The 24,914-nt window shown below is 60.0% G+C and carries 19 protein-coding genes; 1 reads left to right on the top strand and 18 read right to left on the bottom strand.

The window, feature by feature from the left end; translation table 11 throughout:
* Positions 1–59: 59 nt before the first annotated feature.
* The 8 genes from ACJ8IN_RS21435 to ACJ8IN_RS21400 all read right to left on the bottom strand — a co-directional run bounded on the left by ACJ8IN_RS21435 (position 60) and on the right by ACJ8IN_RS21400 (position 11,070).
* Entirely contained in the window at positions 60–1,094 is a 1,035-nt protein-coding gene (locus ACJ8IN_RS21435; RefSeq protein ID WP_041036713.1) for a LacI family DNA-binding transcriptional regulator, read from the bottom strand.
* Positions 1,095–1,124: 30 nt separating this feature from the next.
* Positions 1,125–2,534, bottom strand: a complete 1,410-nt coding sequence (locus ACJ8IN_RS21430) for a sucrose-6-phosphate hydrolase (protein WP_060424592.1) — start codon at positions 2,532–2,534, stop codon at positions 1,125–1,127.
* Complete coding sequence (locus tag ACJ8IN_RS21425; protein WP_060424535.1) at positions 2,534–3,904, bottom strand: sucrose-specific PTS transporter subunit IIBC; 1,371 nt, start codon at positions 3,902–3,904, stop codon at positions 2,534–2,536. The genes ACJ8IN_RS21430 and ACJ8IN_RS21425 overlap by 1 nt, the downstream gene beginning before the upstream one ends.
* A gap of 63 nt (positions 3,905–3,967) precedes the next feature.
* The gene (locus tag ACJ8IN_RS21420) at positions 3,968–5,377 is read right to left on the bottom strand and encodes a carbohydrate porin (protein WP_033654846.1); all 1,410 of its coding nucleotides are present in this window, start codon (positions 5,375–5,377) and stop codon (positions 3,968–3,970) included.
* A 195-nt stretch (positions 5,378–5,572) separates the two neighbouring features.
* On the bottom strand, positions 5,573–6,499 hold the full coding sequence (locus ACJ8IN_RS21415) for an aminoimidazole riboside kinase (protein WP_033636040.1): 927 nt from the start codon (positions 6,497–6,499) through the stop codon (positions 5,573–5,575).
* Positions 6,500–6,678: 179 nt separating this feature from the next.
* Complete coding sequence (gene abgT, locus ACJ8IN_RS21410) at positions 6,679–8,205, bottom strand: p-aminobenzoyl-glutamate transporter (RefSeq protein ID WP_028127596.1); 1,527 nt, start codon at positions 8,203–8,205, stop codon at positions 6,679–6,681.
* A gap of 100 nt (positions 8,206–8,305) precedes the next feature.
* Complete coding sequence (locus tag ACJ8IN_RS21405) at positions 8,306–9,757, bottom strand: M20 family metallopeptidase (protein ID WP_060424533.1); 1,452 nt, start codon at positions 9,755–9,757, stop codon at positions 8,306–8,308.
* Complete coding sequence (locus ACJ8IN_RS21400) at positions 9,754–11,070, bottom strand: M20 family metallo-hydrolase (RefSeq protein WP_060424532.1); 1,317 nt, start codon at positions 11,068–11,070, stop codon at positions 9,754–9,756. The genes ACJ8IN_RS21405 and ACJ8IN_RS21400 overlap by 4 nt, the downstream gene beginning before the upstream one ends.
* A gap of 272 nt (positions 11,071–11,342) precedes the next feature.
* On the opposite strand from ACJ8IN_RS21400, the gene ACJ8IN_RS21395 reads away from it, so the two are divergent.
* Positions 11,343–12,239 carry a LysR family transcriptional regulator gene (locus ACJ8IN_RS21395; protein ID WP_025304273.1) on the top strand — a complete coding sequence of 299 codons (897 nt, stop codon included), beginning with the start codon at positions 11,343–11,345 and terminating at the stop codon, positions 12,237–12,239.
* Positions 12,240–12,266: 27 nt separating this feature from the next.
* On the opposite strand, the gene ACJ8IN_RS21390 is transcribed toward ACJ8IN_RS21395, so the two are convergent.
* The 10 genes from ACJ8IN_RS21390 to ACJ8IN_RS21345 all read right to left on the bottom strand — a co-directional run bounded on the left by ACJ8IN_RS21390 (position 12,267) and on the right by ACJ8IN_RS21345 (position 24,693).
* On the bottom strand, positions 12,267–14,390 hold the full coding sequence (locus ACJ8IN_RS21390; RefSeq protein WP_308326048.1) for a TonB-dependent receptor family protein: 2,124 nt from the start codon (positions 14,388–14,390) through the stop codon (positions 12,267–12,269).
* Positions 14,391–14,550: 160 nt separating this feature from the next.
* On the bottom strand, positions 14,551–15,687 hold the full coding sequence (locus ACJ8IN_RS21385) for an ABC transporter substrate-binding protein (RefSeq protein ID WP_308326046.1): 1,137 nt from the start codon (positions 15,685–15,687) through the stop codon (positions 14,551–14,553).
* An 86-nt stretch (positions 15,688–15,773) separates the two neighbouring features.
* Positions 15,774–17,921 (bottom strand): phosphocholine-specific phospholipase C, encoded by a 2,148-nt coding sequence (locus ACJ8IN_RS21380; protein WP_308326045.1) that lies wholly within the window; start codon positions 17,919–17,921, stop codon positions 15,774–15,776.
* 123 nt (positions 17,922–18,044) lie between these two features.
* Positions 18,045–18,884 carry an NADPH-dependent 7-cyano-7-deazaguanine reductase QueF gene (gene queF, locus ACJ8IN_RS21375; RefSeq protein WP_033649092.1) on the bottom strand — a complete coding sequence of 280 codons (840 nt, stop codon included), beginning with the start codon at positions 18,882–18,884 and terminating at the stop codon, positions 18,045–18,047.
* On the bottom strand, positions 18,862–19,758 hold the full coding sequence (locus tag ACJ8IN_RS21370) for a queuosine precursor transporter (protein ID WP_004937338.1): 897 nt from the start codon (positions 19,756–19,758) through the stop codon (positions 18,862–18,864). The genes queF and ACJ8IN_RS21370 overlap by 23 nt, the downstream gene beginning before the upstream one ends.
* Complete coding sequence (locus ACJ8IN_RS21365; RefSeq protein ID WP_033636033.1) at positions 19,759–20,373, bottom strand: helix-turn-helix domain-containing protein; 615 nt, start codon at positions 20,371–20,373, stop codon at positions 19,759–19,761.
* Between the two features lie 529 nt (positions 20,374–20,902).
* On the bottom strand, positions 20,903–22,204 hold the full coding sequence (locus ACJ8IN_RS21360; RefSeq protein WP_033649111.1) for a cytosine permease: 1,302 nt from the start codon (positions 22,202–22,204) through the stop codon (positions 20,903–20,905).
* Positions 22,205–22,224: 20 nt separating this feature from the next.
* The gene (locus tag ACJ8IN_RS21355; protein ID WP_060422946.1) at positions 22,225–22,914 is read right to left on the bottom strand and encodes a helix-turn-helix transcriptional regulator; all 690 of its coding nucleotides are present in this window, start codon (positions 22,912–22,914) and stop codon (positions 22,225–22,227) included.
* A 27-nt stretch (positions 22,915–22,941) separates the two neighbouring features.
* Positions 22,942–23,352: a GNAT family N-acetyltransferase gene (locus tag ACJ8IN_RS21350; RefSeq protein WP_004937348.1), complete on the bottom strand. Its 411-nt coding sequence runs from the start codon at positions 23,350–23,352 to the stop codon at positions 22,942–22,944.
* Positions 23,353–23,778: 426 nt separating this feature from the next.
* A complete protein-coding gene (locus ACJ8IN_RS21345) occupies positions 23,779–24,693 on the bottom strand; it encodes an alpha/beta hydrolase (protein WP_060424585.1) in 915 nt (304 codons plus the stop codon).
* Positions 24,694–24,914: the final 221 nt, after the last annotated feature.

Raw genomic sequence — 24,914 nt, 5'->3', positions numbered from 1 at the left:
GTAGCGGCAGCAAAACGATAAAGGGCGCTCAGGCGCCCTTTTTTATTGATTCAGAAATATCACTCCCCGGCCAACAACGCCCGCGAACCGGCATGGCGCCAGTGGATACGGCCCGGCAGATAAAGCGCGTTCTGTTCCAGCGGCCGCTCGTCGATGAGCGCGGTGACCTGGCTGAAGCTATGTTGCGCCAGCGCCCGGCAGTCCTGAGCGACTGTGTCTATTTTCAACGTCATGCAGTCGAACAGGTAGTGATCGTCGAAGCTGCACAGGTGGATGTCGCTTTCCATCAGCTGATGCTGAGTCAGATAACGCAATACCCCTTCCAACAGGCCGCAGGCGGCGGTGAACAGCGCTTTGGGCGGACGCCCCAGCTGCGCGCACAGCTGAGCGAACATCTCGTAACCCGAACTGGGGTGATAGCTGCCGTTGATGATCCATTCCGGTTTGCACGATACGCCGGCGCGCTCCAGGCCAAGCTGGAAGCCGGCTAGCCGATCGCGAGTCGGTGAAATGCGCGGCTGCCCGCCGAGAAAATAGATCTCATCCGGATGCTGGCGCGCGACCTTCTCCACCAGGTCGGCGGTCGAATTGACCGAATCGGTGATCACCAGCGGCAGTTCGGAACCGGCGATCAGGCGATCCATCTGCACCACCGGCAGCCCGGCGTTGATCTTCTGGTATTCCGCGTCGTTCAGCTGGCTGGAAGCGACGATCAGGCCGTCGACCTGCCGCTGCACCAGACTGTTCACCGCCATCATCTCCTGCGCTGGGTTTTCATCGGTACAGGCGATCAACAGCTGCAGACCGGCCTCGCGGCACAGCGTTTCCAGCTCGCGCGAGATCACCGCAAAGCCGTAGTTGGTCATCTCCGGCACCACCAGCCCCAGCGTGTGGCTGCGGTTGGAGCGCAAAGAGCGGGCGTGGATGCTGGGCTGATAATGGTGTTCGTGCGCCAGCGCCAGAATGCGATCGCGGGTGTCGTCGGACACCCGGTATTCCTTGCTGCGGCCGTTCAGCACCAGGCTGGCGGTCGATTTCGACACCCCGGCCAGCGTGGCGATGTCACTGATGGTAATGCGTTTATTTTTTTTCACTGACGCCGTCTGAAGTCATCGGAGGATGCGTCATTCTAGCATGCATGGCGTCAGCGGCCAGTATTCCAACGCCAGCGGCGCGCTCCCGTTCAGCCGCAATTGCGGTTCAGCTGCCGGGAAGTAGCGCGCGCTCATCACCGCCTCGCCGTGGTTGATGAAAATCTCCACGCTGGAACGATCGAACAGCAGCTGCAGATGCGTGACCGGGCCGCGCCAGTAACGGTGCTCCGGCCTACCGTCGGCCAGGGAAGCACGCGTCAGCTGCAGCCGTTCGCCGTCCCAGCTCAGCGTCATGGCGTCGCCAAAGGCGGCGCTGAACGCGCCCTGCGGCGTCAGCTGCAGCTCCGCGGCGCCCAGCGCATAGGCGGGGGCGTCATCGGCGTGGCCTTGCCAGCCAGCCCGCTCGCCGCGCAGCTGTTGCAGCTCGCGCGCCGGGCGCTGGTAGAGGCGGCCATGCTGCAGCGACAGCTCGCGCGGGCAGGTCATGGTGTGGATCCAGCCGTAACGGCGCGTCGGGTGGGCTTCTTCATCTTGCTCGGGCACGCCCATCCAGCCGAACAGCAGGCGGCGGCCATCTTCCGCCTGCGTCGTCTGGGGCGCGTAGAACTCGAAGCCGGCGTCCAGCTCGCGAAATTCGCCGTGGCTGAAGGCCGCCTGCCGGTAATCCAGCTTACCGAGCAGATAGCCGGCCTGATAACGGTTGAGATAGCGTTCCGGCTGCGGCGCCAGCCCCTGCGGGCAGCAGATCAACACGTCGTCGCCGTCCAGCGAGAACAGGTCCGGGCACTCCCACATGTAGCCGAATTCACCCAGGTCGTTCAGGCCGGAACCGGCGATCTCCCCCAGCGCTTGCCAGTCGCGCAGATCGCAGGAACGCAGCAGCAGCACCTTGCCGCGATCCTGCAAGTCACGCGCGCCGAGCACCATGTACCAGGCATCCTGATGACGCCACACTTTCGGATCGCGTACGTGGCCGCTGTAGCCCTCCGGCAGCGGCAGCACCGGCCCGAGTTTGCGGTATTCGCCCCGATCGCTTTCCTGAGCCAGACATTGGTAAGCGGTGCGCGAGCCGTCGGGGAATTTCACGTTGCCGGTGTAGATCAGCGTGATTTTGTCTTCCGCCACCACCGCCGAGCCGGAGTAACAGCCGTGGCTGTCGTAACAGGCGCCCGGCGCCAGGGCGATCGGCTGATGTTCCCAACGCAATAAATCGGTCGATTGCCAGTGTCCCCAGCACTTGTTGCGATGATCGCAGCCCAGCGGGTTCCACTGATAGAACAGGTGATAAACGCCGTTGTGCTGGATAAAGCCGTTGGGATCGTTCAGCAAGCCAACGCTGGGCGCCAGATGCCAGGCCGGGCGGTGCGGATCGCGCAGCGCGCGTGGCTGGCCGTTCATTACCGCCCGCAGCGCCTGTTTGATTAAGCTGAGTTCTTCCATCATTGCGCGTCCGTTTTATATTTCAGCAGCAGGGAGAGCACGAAGGCGCTGCCAAAAGCGATCGCCAGGCCGAGGATATAGCTGACCAGCGAACTGGCCTGCACGATCGCCATGCCGGGGATCGCCGTCAGCCCGACCGCGTTCATGCCGACGTGGTTGGCCACCACCCAGGCGCCGCCGAGCGCGCCGCCCGCCAGCGCCGCCAGGAACGGTTTCACGAAGCGCAGGTTGATGCCGAACAGCGCCGCTTCGGTGATGCCGAGCATGGCGGAAAAGGCCGACGGCACCGCGATGGCTTTGATTTTGGCGTCGCGGGTTTTGAAATACACCGCCAGGCAAGCGCCGCCCTGCGCGATGTTGGCCATCGACCAGATCGGCAGCAGGAAGTTGACGCCGATATTGGGGTTGCCGAGCAGCCCGGCCTCTACCGCATGGAAACTGTGGTGAATGCCGGTGATGACGATAGCGGAATAGAGGCCGCCGAACAGCAGCCCGGCGAACCAGCCCGCATGGGCAATCAGCGTGCTGAGCACGAAGGAGATGCCGTCGCCCAGCGCGCGGCCGGCGGGGCCGATAAACAGCAGGGCGACAAAGCCCGAGATGACCACCGTCAGGAACGGCGTCAGGATCAGATCGAGCGCGTTGGGGATCACCTTGCGCAGCCGCTTTTCCAGCACGCTCATGAACCACACCGTCAGCAGCACCGGGAACACGGTGCCCTGATAGCCGATCATGGCGATCTCCAGACCGAAGAAGTTCATGGTATGGAAACCCTCGGCGACGCCCCAGGCGTTGGTCAGCGCCGGATGCGTCAAAATGCCGCCGAGCGTGGCGCCCAGATAGGGGTTGCCGCCGAATTCGCGTGCGGCGGTGAAGCCGATCAGAATCGGCAGGATAATGAACGCCGCCGAGCTGAACATATCCAGCATGATGAACAGCGCGCTGTTGGCATCGGCCCAGCCGTAGGTTTTCACCATGCCGAGCAGCCCCATCAGCAGGCCGGAAGCGACGATCGCCGGAATGATCGGCACGAAGATGTTCGACAGCAGGCGGGCGATGCGCTGCAGCGGGTTGAGCTTTTTCGCCGCGATATCGGCGGCTTCGGCCTTGCTGGATTCGCTGACGCCCGCCGCCTTGATGAATTCCGCATGCACCTTGTTCACCAGCCCGGTGCCGAAGATCACCTGGATTTGACCGGCGTTGCTGAAGCAGCCTTTGACGCCGTCCAGTTTGCCGATGGCCTCTTTGTCCACCTTGCCGTCGTCCACCAGCACCAGGCGCAGGCGCGTGGCGCAGTGGGCGGCGCTGGCGATATTCTCTTTACCGCCAAGCAGCGGCAACAGCGCGTTGGCGGTTGCGGTAATGTCCATGTTGTCCCCTTGCTAAATAAAAATGCCGCCGCGCCGTTTGCGGCGCAGCGCCGTGAATCGATGTCAGAAGAAATACTTGAATCTGGCGCGCATGCCGTAACGTTGATCGTTGTCGCCGTTGGCGATCTTGTTGTCGGCGTTGGCCTCCAGCAGCGACACATAGGCGCCTAAATACAGATTGAAATTCTTCATATTCATAATGTCAGGTATCTGATACGACGCGTGAACGGTGTGGATGTCGTAGTTGCCCGGTTCGCTGAGCGGGTTGTGGATATCGGCGGCGATCCCGGCGGTATTGAACTCTTTGATATTGTTATGGGCATAGATATAACCCAGTTCGAAGCGCCGCCACAGCACGTTGACGCCGGCGGTGAAGTCTTGCTCGCCTGAGGCATCCAGATAGGCGGTGCTCAGGTTGGCCACCACGCCGTTGTCCGGATCGGCGGCGCTGTTGTTCCAGCTCATCGTCATGCCGTAGCCGTTGCGCTTGGACTGATCGACGAAACGGCCCTGGCTGTCCCGATAGCCGTAGGCGTTATTCACCACGTTGCTTTCCATCGCCGCCGCGATGCTGAAGGCGTCTTTTTTCCAGGCGATCACCGGCCGTAAATAGGCGACGTTTTTCTTATTGTCCAGGGCGTTGCCGTGGTAGCTGTTGTCCTGGAACAGCGAAGTGCCGTCCTCCACCAGCGTGTTCAGCTCGAAATAGACATCACCGGCGTATTTGCTCAGCATCAGGTTGCCGCCGCTGCTGCTGCGGCCGCGGCCCTCTTTCATCATGTAGATATAGCCGAAGCCGTCGGCGTACAGATCGTTGGCGGTATTGCCGGAGTATTGAATGAAGGTGTCCTGATTCAGCGGGAACATGTCGTAGGCTTCAAAGCGGCCGATTTTGGTTTGCCAGTTCTTTTCATTGCCGAAGAAGAAGGCGGCGTCGTCCAGGTTCATTTTGCCGGTCATGTCCGCCAGCGGCTGCACGCTGAAGCCGGAGAAGTTGCCGTCCGGATTGCGGCGGTAGCCGTCCAGCCCGACCAGAATGCGGCCGTTGATATCCCAACGTTCTTTGTTGCCGGGTTTCCAGTCCTTGTGGTCGCTGCCTTTCAGCGACGTCAGTTGGCCGCTGCGGCTGGCGCCGTCCAGATTGAACTCCACGTCGCCGTACAGCTTCAGGTCATTGAATCCGCTCAGCTGCAGCGCGCTGGCCGGGGCAACCGGCGTTTCCGGCGTGGCGGCCTGCTGCGCAATCTGTGCGGTTTGCCGTTCGGTGTTGGCGGTGCGTTGTTCCAGCTGTTGCGCCCGACGTTCCGCCGCCGTCGCGCGGGTTTCAGCCTGTGCAGCGCGCCGTTCCGCCTGCGCCAGACGTTGTTCCAGCGCGTTGAGACGCGCCTCGATGCTGCCGCTGCCCGAGGCCGCTGCGCTGGAAGCGGAGAGGAAAAGCCCTGTTGTTATCGCCAAATAGCTGAGTTTTTTTATCATCGTCTATCATCCGGGTAAGGGTTGTTATTATTGTTTGCTAAATTGCTAAACCGGTTTTTCATGGCGAAAGATAACGAGAGCGAAGCGAGCTGGCAACTCAGTTAGCTAACCCGATTCAGCTATTGTGATCGAGCGCGCAAATCGTGGGTAAAAGAGCACGGCGAACCTGCGGATCGCCGTGAATACTGTGGATCAACGTAGGAAAGCGGCCAGCTCGTCGGCGCGGGGTAGGGCGGTCATGGCGCCTTTGGCGGTGGTGGCCAGCGCGCCGCAGGCCTGGGCCTGGGCGATAACCGCCGGCCATTGCGCTTCCTGCGGCAATTCGTGAAGGCGCGCCAGCGCCGCTAACAGCCCGGCGACGAAGGCGTCGCCGGCGCCGGTGGTATCGACCGGCACGATCGATGGCGCGTGGAAATGGCGCAGACGCTGCCCATCGTGTACGCAGACGCCGTCGCCGCCCAGCGTCACCAGCAGCAGGCGTAGCGGATAGGTTTGCATCATCCAGCGAATGGCGTTCTCCAGATCGTCAAGATGGCTGATGAAAGCCAGCTCTTCGCGCGACAGTTTCACCACGTCCGCCAGCAGCAGCGCCTTTTGCAGGCAGGGGCGCAGCGCTTCCGGCTGGCGCCAGACCTCTTCGCGGATGTTGGGATCGAAACTGACCCGGCCGCCGGCCGCCCGAATGCGTTCCATCGCCGTAAAGGCCGCGCTGCGGCTGGGCTCCTGCGAGAGCGCGATGGAGCAGAGGTGCAGCCATTCGCCCCGTTGGAAAGCCGGCAGATCGTCGGGCTGCAAAAACAGATCGGCGCTGGGCTGCACCATAAACGTGAATGAGCGCTCACCCTGCAGATCGAGATCCACCACGACCGTGGAGGTGTGGTGTTCGGGATCCGGCCGCATATGGCCGATATCCACCCCTTCATCGCTCAGCACCCGCTGCAAAAAGGCGCCGAAGCTGTCTTGCCCCACTCGCCCGATAAAAGCGCTGTCGCCACCGAGCCGGGCGATACCCACCGCCACGTTAGCCGGCGCGCCGCCGGGGCATTTGAGATAACCGTTGGCATTTTCCGGCACCAGGTCGATCACGGCGTCGCCCAGTACCCATACGCGATTCATCATGCTTAATCCCTGTTTTTGTCCTTGTCAGATGGGGTGCTAAAATAGAAGAACCGGTTTAGCAAGGCAATGAAATAATGCGCTGGGGCGTTGGGAGGGTGAGGAGGATCAATTTTTTTCGGGGATCGGGGGGAAGAGAACCCGCCCCGCGAGCCGGCTCGGGGGCGAGGTAGCGGGGCGGTTTAGCCCAGTTTCGGATACACGCCCGGGCCGATTGGCAACCCAAGCGCATACCAAACCAGCAGCAGCAAAATCCACACGCTGAAGAACACCACAGGATAGGGCAGGATCAGCACGTAATAAGTGCCGAGCTGCGCGTCTTTGCGGTAGCGCTGCAGGAAGCCGAGGAACAGCGGCAGGAACGGCGACATCGGCGCCAGCGGCAGCACCGCAGAGTCCGCGATGCGAAAGATCATCTGGGCGAACGCCGGGTGAAAACCGAGCAGCATAAACATCGGCACGAAGATCGGCGCCAAAATTGACCAGATCGCCGAGCCGCTGGCGATGAACATGCACAGGAAGGCGGAGAGGAACATCAGGCCGAGAAATGCCGGCGCGCCACTCATGCCGGCGGCTTCCAGCATATCGGTCAGGCCGACGGCCATAAACTTGCCCATGTTGCTCCAGTTAAAGAACGCCACGAACTGCGACAGCGGAAACACCATCACGATAAAACCCGCCATGCTTTTCATCGGATCGAGCAAGTGGTGGGGAATGTCATCCGGCCGCCGGATCTGTTTGGTGACTACGCCATAGGTAATGGCGACGGTGAAGAAGAACAGGATGATGATCGGCACAATGCCCTTGATGAACGGGGAAGGGATCACCGAACCGGTGTTCGGGTCACGCAGCGGCGCGGCCTCCGGCACCACCAGAGCGGCGATGATGGCGATAAACACCAGCGCGGCGATCCCGCTCATCATCAGCCCCCGGTTTTGCAACGGGGTCAGCGCGGCGATTTTGTCTTCGGCGCCGCCTTGCCACTTCGGCAGCCGGGGCTCGATAAACTTGTCGGTGAGCAGCGCGCCGGCGATGGTCAGCACGATCACGGAGGTGGCCATAAAGTACCAGTTGTCGATTACGCTAACGTGAACCGCGCCATCCACCGCTTTGGTGGCTTCGGTGCTGATGCCGGAAAGCAATACGTCGGTGGTGACGATCAATAGGTTGGCGGTAAAGCCGGAGGCGACGCCGGCGATCGCCGCCAGCAGTCCGGCTATCGGGTGGCGGCCCACCGCCACAAACATCAGCGCGCCAAGGGGCGGCATCACCACCAGCGCGGCGTCCGACGAGATATGGCTGAAGAAGGCGATAAACAGCACCATATAACTGGCGTAGCGGGCGCTGACGCGCGAGGCCATTTTGTACATCAGCGCCTGCAGCAGGCCGACCTTTTCCGCCAGGCCGGCGCCTATCACCAGCGCCAAAATAGCCCCCAGCGGCGCAAAGCTGCTGAAGTTATGGATGATGTTGGGAAATATCCACTGCATGCCCGCCACGCTCATCAGGTTATTCACCTTGATGAGCTCGCCGGTGGCCGGATTTTTCACCGCCACGTCGAGCCAGGAAAACAGCGCGGTGGCCAGCATAAGCACCAGGATCAAATAGACGAACAGTAAAAACGGATTGGGGATCTTATTGCCGATGCGTTCCACCCAGTAAAAAACGCGTCCGGGGCTTTTATTGATTGGCGTTGTGGCCTCACTCATGATTTTACCCTCTGTGTTTGCTCTGTTGTGTGATTGTTATTATTTGATTTATTTATAATTATGCTTAGTGGCCCGGTTCTCCGGGCCCTGTCTGTTCATGCTATTTCAATGGGGAGGGTTTCACCCCCTGCGGGATTGGGCAGCGGTACGGCTGTTCGGCGCGCCGGCGTTCAAACTCGCTGCGGCAGCGCGCCAGCAGAGCGCTGTCGCTCAGCAGATCGATGGCGGTCGCCGCCATCACCTTGCCGGCCAGGCACATGCCCTTATGGGCGATAGCGGTGCGGCCCTGCGCCACCAGTTGCCAGGTGTGCAGAGGGGTGCCGAGTGCGAAACAGGGGCTAAAGCATTGGGCGGTCGGTGCCACCCAGCTTACGTCGCCAACGTCGGTAGAACCGTACAGCAGGTCGTCGGATTCCACATAAGGAGCGACCTCGTCCATCAGCACCTTTTCTCCCAGCAACTGCACCCACTCGCGCCCGGCTGCGCCGCCGGTGCGGGCAATGTTGAGTTTGGCGTTGCGCAGATCGTCGCGGCTCAGCGTCTGGCGGATTTCCTCGGCGAAGCGGCGTTCGGCGTCGCTGTACTCGGGCAGACCGAAATCGCACAGGTTTTGATACATCGCGCGTTCCAGGCTGCGGTTTGGCTCATAGTTGGAGCAGGCCTTGTCGAAGCGCACTTCCATCTGGGTGTCAGTCATCAGTGCTGCGCCCTTGGCGATGTTAATCACCCGTTGGTAAATGTCCTGCGCCTGGTCGAGCTGCGGCGCGCGGATCAGATACAACACTTCGGCGTCGGCCTGTACCACGTTGGGGGAGCTGCCGCCGGTGTTGGTGACCGCGTAGTGCAGCCGCGCTTCTTGCACGATATGTTCGCGCAGGAAGTTGGCGCCGGTATTCATCAGCGTCACCGCGTCCAGTGCGCTGCGCCCCAGGTGCGGCGAGTTGGCGGCATGGGCGGCGACGCCCTTGAAGTGAAACGCCGCCTGAATGTTGGCCAGCGTACTGGTATTGAACATGCCGCTGAAGCCTTCCGGGTGCCAGGTGAGGGCGGCGTCGACGTCGTCGAACAGGCCTTCGCGCACCATAAAGGTTTTGCCGGAGCCGCCTTCTTCGCCCGGGCAACCGTAGAAGCGCAGGGTGCCGGTCAGCCGGTTTTGCTGCATCCACGCCTTGGCGGCGAAGGCGCCCGCCAGCGCCGCGGTGCCCAGCAGGTTGTGGCCACAGCCATGGCCGTTGCCGTTTTCCACCAGTGGCTGCGGCGTGGCGCAGCCCGCATGCTGGCTCAGCCCGGCCAGCGCGTCGTACTCGCCCAGCAGCGCGATGACCGGGTGGCCGCTGCCGTAGCTGGCGATAAATGCCGTCTCGATGTCGCCCACGCCGCGCTCAACCGAGAAACCTTCCTGCTCCAGCGCATCGGCCAGCAACGTGGCGGAATAGGTCTCGTTGAAGCGCGTTTCCGGGTGGTCCCAAATCGCGTCGCTCAGCGCGCTGAAGCGGGGCCGGCGTTGGTCAATGTAGTCGTCGATAAATGCCTGCAGTGCTGAGTTGCTCATGCTTCGCTCCCGAATGTCGGCAGGTTCAGCGCCAGCGACGCCAGCGTTTTCACCGCCACCGCCATCACCTGCTCGTTGAAGTCGAATTTTTCGTTATGGTGCCCGGCGCTCAGCTCGGTGCCGAAAATGACGTATGAGGCCTGGCCGCCGCGGGATTTCACCCGCTCCATCATGTAGGTGGCGTCTTCTGAACCCGCAGCCTGTTCGCGGCGATCGACCACCGAGGTCAGTTCGGTTACCTGCTGTGCCTGGCGGCGGATGTAATCCACCCACGGTTGGGTCGGTTTGCTGCTCTGCGCAGCGCCCATCAGCGCGATGTCGCAGGCGACGCCGTGTATCTTGGCTGCGCCTTCGATGGCGTTCAGCGCCTGCTGATAGACGAACGCGTTGATCTCATTGGTGGCGCCGCGCGTTTCCACCTTCATAAACGCCCGATCGGCGATCACGTTGCGGCCGGTGCCGGCCTGCAGCACGCCGACATTGATGCGCGAGCTGCCTTCGCTGTGGCGCGGGATGGCGTAAAGCCCCAGCGCAGCCTGGGCCGCTGCCAGCAGAGCGTTGCGACCGTCTTCCGGCCTGGCGCCGGCGTGGGAGGCGACGCCGCGGAAGGTGACGTCCAGCTTGCTGGTGGCCATAAAGCTGTCGCTGCCGCACACCAGCTCACCGGCCGGCACGCCGGTGCCGATATGCACCGCGGTGAAGAAATCGACGTCGTCCACCACGCCGGCCTCCACCATCGATTTTGCGCCGCGGGTGCCTTCTTCCGCCGGCTGGAAGATCAGTTTGACGGTGCCACTAAGCTGGGACTCCAGGCTTTTGAAGACGTGCGCCAGCCCCAGGCCGATGGTGGTATGGCCGTCATGACCGCATGCATGCATCATGCCGCTGTTGCAAGAGGCGAAGCCTTCACGGAACGGCAGGTGTTCGGGGGACAGCAATTCGTTGAGATCGAGGGCGTCCATATCCACGCGGTAGGCGATGGTTGGGCCGGGGCGGCCGGTATCGAGCGTTGCGACGATGCCGGCGAAGCCGCCGGAAAAGTGCGGCAACCATTTTTCCAACGCCCCCTGATTGCGGGCGCGCTGTTCCTGCGCTTCCAGCTCATCGGACGAAGGCAGCCCCATGCGAGACTCTGCCTTGATGACCTCGCGGCCCAGCTGCAGGCGATAACCCAGCCGATCGAGTTCTTCCGCCACCAGGGTAGCGGTGCGGAACTCAAACCAGCCGGACTCGGCATAGCGATGGAAGTCGCGGCGCCAGGCCTGCAATTGCGGGTACAAATCGGCCACCAACATCGAAAGCGAATTAGTCATAGTGATATCTCATAAGTTATCGCGCGCTGGATCGCTCCAGGCAGCAGTTATGCTCTGAACTGAAATCAGACGGTGAAGCTATTGCAAAGAAAAAGGTGTATTTGGTTACTAACTGCCGTGAATGGCGCTTATTGGCGCAGAAAATGCGCTTAATTAAGCGAAATAAGAATTTGGTTATTTATTATGTTTTTTCCGAATGTACACAATGGAATCTGGCTAAATAAGATGCCAATATCTTGCTATTGATAAATAACGGTTATCGCCTTTCGCCTATGCCAGCCTCGATAAAATTGCACCAATTGCGTGCATTCGTGGACGTTAGCCGCCAGGGCAGCATCCGCGCCGCCAGCCGCACCTCACGCCTTTCCCAGCCTGCACTGACCAAGGCCATTCAGGAGCTGGAGGAGGTGCTGGGCGCCAAGCTGTTTATTCGCCGTAGCCAGGGTGTGGTCTTGACCGACTGCGGCGATAACTTTTTCCAGCATGCCAGCCTGATCCTTGAAGAGCTGCGGGTGGCGCAGGAAGATATCCAGCAGCGGCTGGGGTTGGCGGGCGGCACGGTGAATATCGGCGTCGGTGGCAGCATTGCGCGCACCGTGATGCCGCAGGTGGTCACGCAGTTTCATCGTGAGTATCCCAACGTGAAGGTGCGCATCGTCGAGGGGCAGCTGGTGTCGATGATCCCTGAACTGCGCCAGGGCGAGCTGGATTTTACCGTCAATACCTACTATCCCAGCAGCCTCGACAACGAGTTGCAGTACGAACGGCTGATGGAAAAAGAGTATCGGGTGGTGGTGCGCAAAGGGCATCCGATGGAGGGGGCGACCTCGCTGAAACAGCTGCAGCACTGCGACTGGACCATGCCGACACCGAAAGGCAGTTATTACCGGTTATTGCACGATCTGTTCGGGGACTTGGGCATGGCGCCGTCGATCAGCGTGACCTGCGAGACCTTTATGGCTTGTACCAGCCTGGTGGCGCAGAGCGATTTTGTTAGCATTCTGTCGGTGGACGTGATTTCGGATCCGATTCTGGGCAAGCATTTGGTGCCGCTCGAGCTGGAAGAGAGTCTGCCGAAAGCGACGTTTTATCTTATCCAACGCAAGGACACCACTTTGACGCCGATGGGCGCGCACCTGGCGCGCCTGTTTCGCCTTTACTGTCGGTGATACCGAGGCCCCGGCGGGGCCTCGGTATCAGAAGGCGATCGACCCCTGCACGAAGAAGGTGCGCGGTTCGCCGACGTACTTGCCGAAGTTATTGTCGTTGGAGCGGGTGAAGTAACGCTGATCGAACAGGTTTTTCACCCCGGCGCCCAGCGTCAGGTTCGACAGCTGCGGCCCGAAGTTATATTCCCCGCGCACATTCCACACCATGTAGCCGGCGATATCGCCGAACTGACCATCGGCGCTTTCCTGCGTGACGTACTCCGGCCCGGTGCCCGGCGAATGCTGTTTGGACTGCGCGTAGCCGTCCAGATTCCATACCCAGCTGCCGGTGGCGTAGCGCGTGCCGACGGTATAGACCTGGCGCGAGTAGAACGGCAGGTCTTTACCGGCGAAGTCGCCCTTATCGGTGCTGGCCTTGGTGTAGGTATAGCTGGTGTAGACGCTGGCGCCGTCGAGCGCCCGGTTCAGCTCGCTGAGATCGTAGCTGAGCGCCAGCTCGATGCCTTTGTGCTTGGTGGCGCCCATATTGGTCCAGCCCACGTCGTTGCTGATGTATTGCAGCTGATTATCGAAGTCGATATAGAACAGCGTGGCTTCGGCTTTGACCACGGTATCGTCGTAGCGGGTGCCGAATTCATAGGTATGCGCTTTCTCCGCCGTCAGCCCCGGCGCCGGTTGGTTGCCGTTGCCGCCTTTGGTCAGCTGGAAATACTGCATGCTGCCGAACGAGGTGTTGGCGTTGGCGAACAGTTTCCAGGCATCGGACAGGTGGTACATCACGTTCAAGGACGGCAGCGGTTCGCTGTAGCTTTTCTTGCGGCTGATGTTGTTGAAGGCATCGTCCACGTGGGTGCGGATGCTTTCATAACGCAGGCCCGGCGTGACCGTCCAGTTGCCGACGTTGATGGTGTCGTCGATATAGAACGCGTTGGCCGCGGTGCCGCCGGAGGTGTGCTGGTAATAGTCCGGGGTCTCCGGCGTCGAGCCGATATCCGCCGGGTTATACCAGGCCGAACGCGACGCCTTTTCGTCCATGGTTTCATTCAGGTAACGGTAACCGAGGGTGATCTCGTGCGCCATATCCCAGAAGCGGAAGACCTGCGAATAGCTTGGTTCGATAGCCCAGGTTGAATAGTGACGCGGATAGGAGACCATGCGCCGCTGGCCCGCGTTTTTGCCGGTGCCTTCCGATTCGATGTTGCTGCCGCGATAACTGTCAGTGAAGTAGGTCAACACTTCGAACTGTTTGTCGTCTTCCTGATGTTTGTACTTGAACGACATATCCTTGCGGCGGCCTTCGAACTGGTCCCACGGCCGCGTGGATTGGAACGGGTTTTGCGCGTATTGCGCGGCACTCAGCCCGCCCGGCATGCCGGCTTTGGCGTCGTAGTAGTGGAAATTGGCCAGCAGCTCGTCGCGATCGCTGAACGCATAACGCGTTTTCAGCATGAAATCGTCGATGTCGGTGTTGTCGTTGTTGTCGCGGTAGCCCTGACCGTGCAGGCCGGAGTAGAGCAGCTCGGCGCCGAGGCCGTTGTCTGCGGTGCCGCCCACGGAGGCGCTGGTCAGGGTCTTCAGGCCGCCGTGGCTGGCACCCTGGGTTTGTACGCTGGCGGTGCCGCCAAACGTTTTGGGAATGTCTCGGGTAACGAAGTTGATCACGCCGCCGACGTTCTGCGGCCCGTAGCGCACCGCGCCGCCGCCGCGCACCACGTCCACCGATTGCAGATTACCGATAGACAGCGGGGCCATCGACAGCTGCGGCTGGCCGTAAGGCGCGACCGCCAGCGGGACGCCGTCCATCAAAATGGTGGAGCGCGGAGAAAGACGCGAAGTCAGGCCGCGCACGCCGACGTTGAGCGAGATGTCGCTGCCGCCGGTGCCGTTGCTGTCGCGCACCTGCACGCCGGGTACGCCGCGCAGGCTGTCGGCGATGGTTTGGTCGCCCTGTTCGTGCATCTGCTGCTGGGTGACGATGGAACGCGCGCCCGGATGGTTGAGCAGCACCGAACTGGTATCAGGGTTGTCCAGCCAGTTGCCGACGACGGTCACAGTGTCGGTATCGTTCTGAGATGAATTATCAGTAGCAAGGACAGGGAACGCGACGGCGATGGCAGCCGTCAGCAGGGAAAGCCGAAAAAGAGGTGACATAATAATGCCTTAAGAGTTTCAGACCCGGATGTGTTTTTTTAGAAAAGACAATCTTAATGATAATTATTGGCAAGTAAATAGAATTGTTACGGGATAGTTAAGTGGGTAACTAAATAATGAATGCGGGAAACAGGGCCCGGCTGGCGGGCCCTGGCGGGGGTTATTGCGGCGTAAGCCAGAAGACGCCGCTGTAATCCAGCGCGGTGAATTTCTGATGCATCATTTCGATATCCGCTTGCGGATCAATATCTTTAAACAGCGCCGGGTGCAGGAATTTGGCGATCGCCTCAACGGCGATAAAGTTGAGCGGCGTGTCGTAAAATTGATGGTAAATCGCCATCACGCGTTTTTCTTTCACCGCTTTCAGCACGTTAATGCCGGTGCGATCCAGCAGATGCGCCAGTTTCTTTTGGCTGGTGGCCATATCTGTAGCGTAACCCAGCGGCACCGCCAGCGTGCCGCGATGCCCGCGGCTCCAGTCGGCGCCGGTCAGCAGATAGAAATCCGGGTTGCTGCTGATCACCTGCTCGACGTTCACTTCACCGCCCATGTCTGAAAACAGCTTGCTGCCGATATTGTTGCCGCCGGCGGTATCGATGAACTGCCCGAAGCTGCCTTTGCCGAAGGTGTTGCAGCACTGATCGCCTTTGATGCCGGCGCTGCGCTCGATGAAGACGCTGGGGCGCTGCTCCGGTTTCAGCGTGGCGACGCGCTGGCGCACCAGCTCGAGGCGCTGCTGATAGAGGCGAATAAAGGCGTCGGCGTTGGGCTGCTCGTCAAACACTTTACCCAACAGCGCCATGCTGGCGACGGTGTTGGTCAGCGGCTGCTGGCGAAAATCGATGATCAGCACCGGGATGCCGACTTTTTCCAGCTGGGTCAGTACGCCGCTGTCTTTCAATTTGCTCAGCAGACCGATGTCGAAAATGATCAGGTCCGGTTGGCGCACCACCGCGCTTTCCACGCTGAAATCACTGGTGTAGGGGTTGTCGAAGGTAGGGATTTGCATGACCTGCGGAAATTTTTTCGCATAGGCCTCAACCAGATCCGGTGCTTTGACCTTCAGCGAGTTGTCCCAGGCGATGATGTTTTTCAGCGGCTGCTGCGGGTGCAGAATATTCAGCGCCAGCAGCGCGCGGGCATCGGCCAGAATAACGCGTTTGGCCGGTTGCGGCAGGGTGACCTGACGGCCGGCGACATCGGTGACGACGATAGGCGCGGCTTGAGCGGCGCCGGCCAACAACAAAACGCAGGCGGCCAACCAGCGGCCGGTTTTGGCGATAAGAACAGCGGGCATGAAGATCCTTGGGTAATCGGCTGGGAACGAGAACGCAATGATAAGCGATATCCTTTCGCTTTTTGAACTCCCTTGATGCCGATCGATTACCCCTGGCCCATCAGCGGATCGCTGACGCTGTGTTCGCCATCCTCCAGCCGCCCCGCCAGGCGGCGCAGCCAGCCGTCGGCGCCTTGCAGCGTAAGGTCATACCAACCGCCGCTGGAGCGGGCGTCAAACGCTTGCTGGTGGCTGCCGCCCGCCGGCAGCGTGATAGGCCACGGCCCTTGCTGCGTGTAGGGGCAGCGTTCGAGGGTGACCGCTATCGCTTCGGTGCCCGGATTGTTCAACTGCAGCAGCAGGCTGCGGCCCGTCGGGCGCAAACGCACCTCCGGCTGTGGCCGGCTCAGGGTGCCGCGCAGCTCGCGATGAAAGCCGTTGGGGCCGAGCAACCACAGATGGTACTCATTCTCCGTCTGCCAGTCGTCGCTGACCGCCTTGCCCGCCTCGACGGTAAAACGGCGCGGGATCTGCGTCAGATCCCGCCGATCGTAGACGTGAAACACCGCTCCCTGCTCGCCGGTATTGAACAGGTTCAGCGTCACGCGGCGCTGCTCGGCCGCGACGGTGGCTTCGACGTGCAGCTGGTAGGGCAACGCGCGGGAAGGGCGTGCCAGGCGGCGTTGGTGGGGCAAACGCTGGTGGGCGGGGGATGGCAGCGGCACCTGCGGCAGCTGTTCCTGGCGCAGGCGCAGGCCGTCGGCGGCGTGGCGGCTGGTGGCGGGCAGGCTCGGCAGCGCTTCGCCGTTAGGATCGACAAAGTTGAACGCCGAGGTGAGATCGCCGCACACCGCGCGGCGCCAGGCGCTGATGTTGGGTTCATGCACCTGAAAGCGCTTTTCCAAAAATTGCAGCACCGAGGTGTGATCGAAGACCTGCGAGTTGACCCAGCCGCCGCGGCTCCAGGGCGACAGCACCAGCATCGGCACCCGTGGGCCGGGGCCGTAGATGCGGCCGTCCGGCGGCGGTTGATCCTGCGAACCGGGCGGGGCCACGTGCTGGAAGATCTCGGTGTCGAACGGCACGGTCGATTTACCGGCGAAGCTGCCGTCTTCGCGCAGCGACGGCGCGGAAGGTGAAGGCATATGGTCAAAAAAGCCGTCGTTCTCGTCGTAGTTAACCAGCAGGACGGTTTTACTCCACACCTCCGGATTGTCGGTCAGCGCGTTGAGGATCTCTTGGGTGAACCAGCCGCCCTGCACCGGGCTGGAGGGATCGGGGTGTTCCGAATAGGCCGCCGGCGCGATGATCCAGCTGACCTGCGGCAGTTTGCCCTGCTGCACGTCGGCGCGAAATCCGGCCAGCATGGCGTCCAGATCGTTGCCGTCGGCGGCCGGCAGGGTGTTGCCGTTGCCCTTGTACAGCGGCGCGGCCTCGTTGAGCGCATCGCTGTAGGGCACGAAGGCGTTGAAGTCTTTCGGCGGCCGCGCCGGATTGCCCACCTGAATGCTGGCGGCGCGGTATTGGCGAAAACCCGCCAGCGGGTTGTCGGTAAAGTTGTCCGGCAGGAATTGATACACCTTCCAGCTGACGCCGCTTGCCTCCAGCCGTTCCGGATAGGTTGTCCACTGGTAGCCAATCTCCGCCGGGCCGGGGCTGTCCCACTCGTTGACCACCACCGCCACGTCGGCGGCGGACGGGCCGTTGGTGCCGGTCCAGTGGAACAGCCGGTTGGTGTTGGTACCGGCGTGAATGGAGCAGTGATAGGCGTCGCACAGGGTAAAGGCGTTGGCCAGCGCGAACTGGAACGGCAGCTCCTGCTGGCGGTAGTAGCCCATCGAGGCCGGCGTTTTGTAGGTGGGCCAGGCGCTCATGCGGCCGTGATCCCAGGCGGTTTGCTCATCCACCCACGAGTGCGGCGTGCCGGTGACGCGCTGGGCGTTGCCGCGTTGGCTGTCCAGGTGGTAGGGCAGCACCAGCCGCTCGGCGCCCTGCTGCTGCCAGACATGGCGATCGCCGGGCAGTGGAATGGTGAAGCGATCGCTGAAGCCGCGCACGCCAGGCAGGGTGCCGAAGTAGTGGTCGAAAGAGCGATTCTCCTGCATCAGGATCACCACGTGTTCGACGTCGCGCAGGGTGCCGGTGCGGTTATTGGCGGGAATGGCCAGCGCTTTGCGAATCGAGGCGGGCAACAGCGAGAAAGCCGATCCGATGGCGGCAGCCCGCAGGATGTCTCTGCGTGAAAGGTCAGGCATGCGTCGTTAATCTCCGTCAGTGTGCTTTGAAGATAGCCGCTGACGACGATAATGGCGAAAAATAACAGGGAGATGAATGCGAGGGAAACAATGCTCCCCGGCGGGAGCATTGGGGGATAACGCTTACTGTCTGATCAGGCGCCCGAGCGCCGGCGCCGTTTCGAAATCGCTGCGGAAGGGGTTGATGTCCAGGCCGCCGCGGCGGGTGTAGCGCGCGAACACGCTGAGTTTTTCCGGGCGGCAGCTCTGCTTGATGTCGTTGAAAATGCGCTCGACGCACTGCTCGTGGAATTCGTTGTGCTGGCGGAAGGAGATCAGATAGCGCAGCAGGCTTTCGCGATCGATTTTGCGGCCTTCATAGCGGATCACCACGCTGCCCCAGTCCGGCTGGTTGGTGACCAGGCAGTTGGATTTCAGCAGGTTGGAAGACAGCGTCTCCGACACCGGTTCCCCTCTCTCGGCCGCGCCGCTCAGGTATTCCGGTTTGAAGGCGAAGTCGTCGACCGCGATATCCAGATCGTCGATGTTGATGCCCGGCAGGCGGTCGATCTGCGCCGGGTAACCTTCCAGCCCCGGATAGAGCTTGACGGTGACCTGGCCGTTGGCCGCCTGCGACAGATCTTGCTGCATGGCGGCGCTCACCTGTTCTACGCTGTCGAAGCGCGTTTGGTTAAAGCTGTTGAGATACAGCTTGAACGACTTGGATTCGATCAGGTTCGACGAGGAGTGCGGGAAGGTAAATTCGCCGATGCCTACCACCGGCTTACCCTTGGCGTTGAGCCAGGACAGCTCGAAGGCGGTCCACAGATCAAAGCCGCTGAACGGCAGCTGCCGCTCGTCCACGCCGATCAGATCGCGGCCGCGCGCGCGCGGCAAGGCTTCGAGCAATGCGGGAGCATATTGATCCGGATAATCGGAGTTGGCGCCAAGATGGGTGATCTTATCTTGCTTTTGGATATGCATATTCATTGCCCTTTGCTTGTTCGGTATTGATGTAGCGGTTAAACAGACTGCGGGTGGCGTAGATCGGCCCGACGCCCAGCAGGGCGTAAACCACCTTGATCAGGAACTGCGACAGGATCATGGTTTTGATGATGTCCCAGCTCAGCACGTTGTAGAACGCCAGCGTACAGAACACCACGCTGTCGATAGCCGAAGCCACTACGGTACTGGTGATCACGCGCACAAACAGGTAGCGGGAGTTGGTCAACTCTTTGATTTTGCAGAGTAGGTAGGAGTTGACGTTCTCGGAGATCAGATAGGCCGCCGACGAGGCCACCAGCACCGCCATGATGCTGTGCACGATGCCGTTGTAGGTCTCGCTGTACTCCCACTGCGGAATGCTCGGCACCAGCGTCGTTACCCAAACTCCCAGGACGAAGGTCAGGTTGGCGATAAACGAGATGATGATGGTGCGCCTGGCCAGCCGCAACCCGTAGAATTCGTTGAGAATGTCCACCAGAATGAACGTGAGCGGGTAGATGAAGATCGCCGGCGGCGTGATGAGATTCAGCACCGGGATTTGGATCGGCTTGACGCCGCACAGCGTTGAGAAAATATAAATCACGCTGAGCGCCACGGTAATAATCAGGTAGGCGTACCAGGATCGTTCGTGGCGATCGCTGAGCTCGTAGGCGGTTTTTTGTTGGTTGTCGCCATAGAGTTTGCGGTACAGCGCCTGCAGCTCGTGCCGGCTCAGATCTTCCGATATTTCGCTGTCGGCCAGCTCATTCAGCCCCATGGTAATGGTTTTGCCGGTGGCCAATACCATGACATTGGCCGCGATGGTGCCATGCCGGGTGAAGCCCAACAGCTTGAACTTCTGATTCGGTTCCATTTATAACCTTTCTCCAACGATGTAACCCAGGAATTGCACGGTGTCCTGAGGGCGTTTGTCCATGCTTTCGCTGTCTTTGTCGTCAACCACAAAGAAGCCGCTTTTTCCCGAGTGATACAGCAAAGGCGAATCGCAAATCAGTACCGGCGGACGTTTTATGATGATGATCTCGCCGGGAATAAATGACCCTTTAATTTCGGTCTCTATTTTCATTGCCAACATGTTCGACTCATCGCCGAAGAAATAAGTCAGAGGAAACTCGGTGACCAGTTGCCCGATCTTGCGCTGCGAGACGGCCAGATAGCGCGACTGCGGGATCACCGGAATGGCGGAAGGGTTCTTGTTGCCCTCGGTGGACAGCGTCTCGTTGAGCAGCTCCAGCTTTTCCAGATCGTAGTCTTCGATCTCTTCACAGGAGACACCGAAGAAATCGGAGATCCGATTCACGGTGGATTGCTGAACGTTGTTCACTCTTCCGTCAAGAATTTTGTAGAGGGTCGTGCGCGTCAGGCCGCTGCGATTGGAAAAGGAAGCCTTGGTTTCACCTCGGGTACGCATCAGATATTCAATATTTTTAATGATGTTGATTTTGCGCTGTGCGTTGGTGGTTTTCATTGGCTGTCCTTACAAACATTACGCAGGCTTCACTATATCCTACGCACTGGCGTTGTCCAGATAAAAAGGCGCGGACGCGCGGGTAACAGGCTGATTATTGGCGGTAATTATTGTTTCTCGTCAGCCGTTTAGCGCAGTGATGTCAGCGGGGGTGGCCTGCTTTCTCTGTGCGAAAGATAAAGCCGTGTAAATCAATTGATTAGGTTTTGCTTATGGAAAAGTGAACACAAAAGCCGGTTTTATGTTTACTTTTATGTTGACCAAAACCGATTTCATGGGCTACTGTTCATGCAAGCTGAAGTTTTTCTTTATGATCAAACACGGAAGCCAACAATTTTTATAATAAAAAGCCCAGAGGGGGCGTTGCCACACTCTGAGCATAATGGATAGCTTGCTACCGACACCAGGGACCCTAACTACCACGGCCGTTTGTCTGCGCGATCGGCCTATTCTTTTGCACTGAATCTCCCTTTTCGAGCATCAAACACTCCCCCGTTACCGGAGGAGTGCATTAACGCATGCGCGAAAATCAGAGCGATTTCTGTGAGGCCAGCGGTTTTTGCGCCCGGCTGAAGGCCAGTTTGAGCACCCAATACAGCAGGCTGGCGGCCACCAGAGAGTTGATGGTCGGCACGCCCCATTCGGTCGCCAGGCCAACGGCGCCGCCGACGATGCTGGCGACGATCGCCGCCCAGCCGATGGTCGGCGTTTCGCTCGGCAGCTGGCCGGTACGGCGGCTCTCGTCCAGGATCTTGCGGTGACTGCGCAGCAGGTAATAGTCCACCAGCATGATGCCGATAATCGGCGGGAAGACCACGCCAAGCACCGTCAGGAAGTCGACAAAGCGGTCAAGAATGCCCAGCACCGACAGCGTGGTGCCCAGAATGCCAATCACCAACGTGGTGTAGGTGTACTTCAGCTTTTTGCCGGTGATGCCTTCCACCGCGTTGACGATGCCCAGCGAAGAAGAGTACAGGTTGAGATCGTTGACGCGCAGGGTGGAGAACACCACCACCAGCAAACCGGCGCCGCCGGCCGCTTGTGACATGATGGTGACCACATCGGCGGTGCCCAGGGTTTTGGCGATCAGGATTGCCAGGCCGTTCACCACGAACTCGCCGGCGATGATGGTAAAGAGCGTGACGCCGAGCACGTGCTTGCCGTTTTTGGAGTAACGAGTCAGATCGGGGGTCATCAGGCTGGCCACGATGGCGCCGCCGACGACGATGGTGATGCCGGCGCTGATGGTCAGCGGTTCACCCGGCGGCGCCAGCTGGATGATCTCCTGCAGGTTATGGCCGGAAAGCGCGGTCACCGAAATATAGGCCACCAGCATGATGAACATCGGCACCGCGATACGGGCGGCGATGCGCAGCGCCTTGAAGCCGAATGCCACCAGGATGGTCAGCAGCGTGCCCGAGAGCCCGGCGGCCAGGCCGAAGCCCAGCTTATTGCCGAGCGCGAAGTCGAGCGACTTGGCGAAAATGGCGTTCTGAATGCCGAACCAACCCAGCAGGCTGACGGCCACCACCACGCCGATCAGCACCGAGCCCAGACGGCCAAAGCCGCACCAGCGCGCCAGCAGGCTGCCGGAAATGCCTTCGCGCATGCCCGCCAGCCCCAGGCCGTAGGTCACCACGCCGAAGATCAGGCTGCCGACGAAAATGGCGGTGAAGGCGTCAATCAGCGTCATGGAGTTGCCGAGCACGGCGCCGAGCATGAACTGGTCCAGCGCGGTCAACATGCCCATATGCACGATGGCCACGCTTAAAAACGAAACTCGTTTATCCTGCGGCACCCGGGTGAGCGGATAATCTTCGATCTTTATCACGGTGAGATCTTCCTTGCGGTTCAAATAAACTGAATGCCTTTGGTTATCAGGCGATCGGGAATGTAGTTATCCAGATTGGCGTATTTGCAGTATTCCTCAAATTGCTGCTGAGTATGCACGTTGGCCTTCTGGTAGATGTTATAAATGCGGTTTTCGATGGTCTTATTGCTGACGTTATAGATTTTGGCGATCTCTTTCACCGTAAATCGTTGCAGCATAAGGAAAATGACATCGAGTTCGGCACGGGTGAACAGCTCGTTATTGACTTCGGTGGTCAACACGCTGGGTTTTTGCTGATTGATGTATTTCAGCGGCGACAGGCTGTTCATCGGCTTGGCGTTCCAGATCACGCCAATCACCTGTTTGTCATCGTTGTACACCGGCAGCTTTTCGCTGATAAACGGCGTCAGGCTGTCTTTGCCGTACCAGTAGTGCGTTTCTATGACCGTGACCCGATCGCGCGCCGCTTCGGTCATCTTGTCATGTTCGATAAAGTCGGCGGCGGAGTCGGCCCAGTCGGCGGGGAATTCGTGGTCATATTTACCGGCGACGTCGAAATTCAGCGGCGTATTGGTATAGAGATAAGCGGCGCGGTTCATATAGAGGTGGCGGGACAGCTGATCTTTGATGCCCCAGGGTTCGCTCAGGTGCTCCATCATGGTGATGAGGCCCTTAAAATAAGATTCATTATCTTTATGCGATGAACCCATACCCACCTCTGTGCCGCTCAGGCTGCGTTACAGGCTTTTAGCCAGGTAATGGCGGGTGTGGCGATGCGCATAGTCGCCCAGCTCCCCGTAGACCCGGTAGCCCAGTTTTTCGTAGAAGCCTCTGGCCTGGAAATCGAAGGTATCGACATAGGCCATATGGCAACCGCGCTTGCGGGCTTCTTCTTCTGCCAGCTCCATCAATTGGCGGCCGTATCCGCTTTTGCGGCATTGATCGCCGACCCACAGATACTGCACTTCCAGGCCGCCCCACCAGGTGCGCGCGACCAGGCCGCCGACGATCTGCTGGTTGTCGTCGGTGACGGTCAGGAACAGCGGGTGAATGTCTACGGGCTGGGTTTTGTGATTGTGCGCCCAAAGGCTGTCGATAACGAACTCTTCATCCTGCGGGTTGGGTTTGTCGGTGATATTAATATTCATTTTTAATATAATTCCCTGATTTAATTATTCAAAACCGAACTAGGCGCTTTCGCTCCAACCGCTTCTAATATCACTTTAATTAATGTATTTCAAGGGTGGTTTTCACCCTTTTCCACCCGGTGAGCGGGCGCTTATAGTAGGCGTCACAGGGAGAAGAAAATAGTGAACAGGCGGTATTAAAACGCTGAAATGCCCTGCCAACACCATCTTTTCCTACTTGCGCCTCACCAGGGCCCCACCGGGAAAACTGCAGTACTGTATGGCTCCACCGGATAGAGCAAGCTCACTTGCCGACGGGGGAGCCACTTTGTTTTTTGACGCCCCCATCCGCGACCACCCTTCACCGTCTCAGATAGTAAACACTCTTCTCATCAGAAGATATGTGCCGCAGATGAAAATGCGGCCGATACCTTCCAATCCGCGGATTCAATCCTCTGCGATGACGCTGCTCAGCGCCGGCTCGATGGCCGCGCCCAGCATGGCGCCGTGCCCTAAGGCGGGCCACTCCCGATAGCCGATGGTGAGACCGCCGAGCTGCGCCAGCTGTTCGGCCAGCAAATGCGTTGCATCCGCCGGCAGAGTGGGGCTCTTCACGCCGGGCGGAGCCGCGCGATCGCGTTCCGCCAGGCCAACCCACAGTTGCAGCCTTGTCGCCGGCACCGCACGTCGTTCCGTCATCTGCTGCGCTTCTTGCAGGATCATGCCGTTGCCCCACCACAGCGAGGGTTCCACGGCGATGTAACGCTGGAAGGCGGCGGGATGGGTGAACAGCGTGTGCAGAACGAAGAGCCCGCCGTAGGAGTGGCCCCACAGCGTTTGCCGCTGCGGATCGACCGCCAGTTTGGCGGCGATCGCCGGTTTGATCCGAGCTTCAATCAATTGCAGGAACGCATCCGCGCCCCCGACGGCTCGCGGCGGTTTCTTCATGCCTGCCGGCAGAGGGAGCGTATAGTCGTAGGCGCGGCCGGCGGCATCGATGCGCAGATCGTTGTCATAACCGATCATCACCAGCACCGGCGGCCGCTTCGCCGCTGCCAATTTGGCCAGTAAGGCGGCGTTCAACTCCATCAGCACCGCATTGCCGTCGAGGAAATAAACCGTTGGATAGCCGTCAGGCGCAGGCGCCCGACGCGGCTGGGCGATGCGAACACGGTAATGCCGTTGGCCATCGGCGGAGGTGAAGCGCAGATCGCTGAAACGATAATCCGCAGAATCGCTATCGGCTACGGTAGTGCCGATCTTGCGTTCCAAATCGGGCCTGGCCAGCACGGAGCCCGGCAGCCAAAGGCCGATGGCGAGCGCCAGAAGCGCGGAGATAAAATGCCGGTTGGACAAGAACATGCGGATCAACATCCTCGAAAAAGGCCGATAGTAGCATCCGTTCGCGTCAGGCAAAAACCTACCTTTAGGGTGGACATTCCGGCCGCGGAACCCGGAAGCGCGCCGCCAGTTGCTTTGCCGGGTTAATAGCAACTCATTGTTATTATTGGTAAGTCAGGAATAAGAAGGATTAGCATTAATTAGAAATGGTTATGGTTTTTATGGGGCGGAGAATAGCGAAG

Origin of the sequence: Serratia sp. CY31944 (genome assembly GCF_052169175.1) — a bacterium.
GTDB classification, from domain to species: Bacteria; Pseudomonadota; Gammaproteobacteria; order Enterobacterales; family Enterobacteriaceae; genus Serratia; species Serratia sarumanii.
The sequence above is the reverse complement of the archived record's forward strand: the minus strand, read 5'-3'. Positions and strand labels throughout refer to the sequence as shown.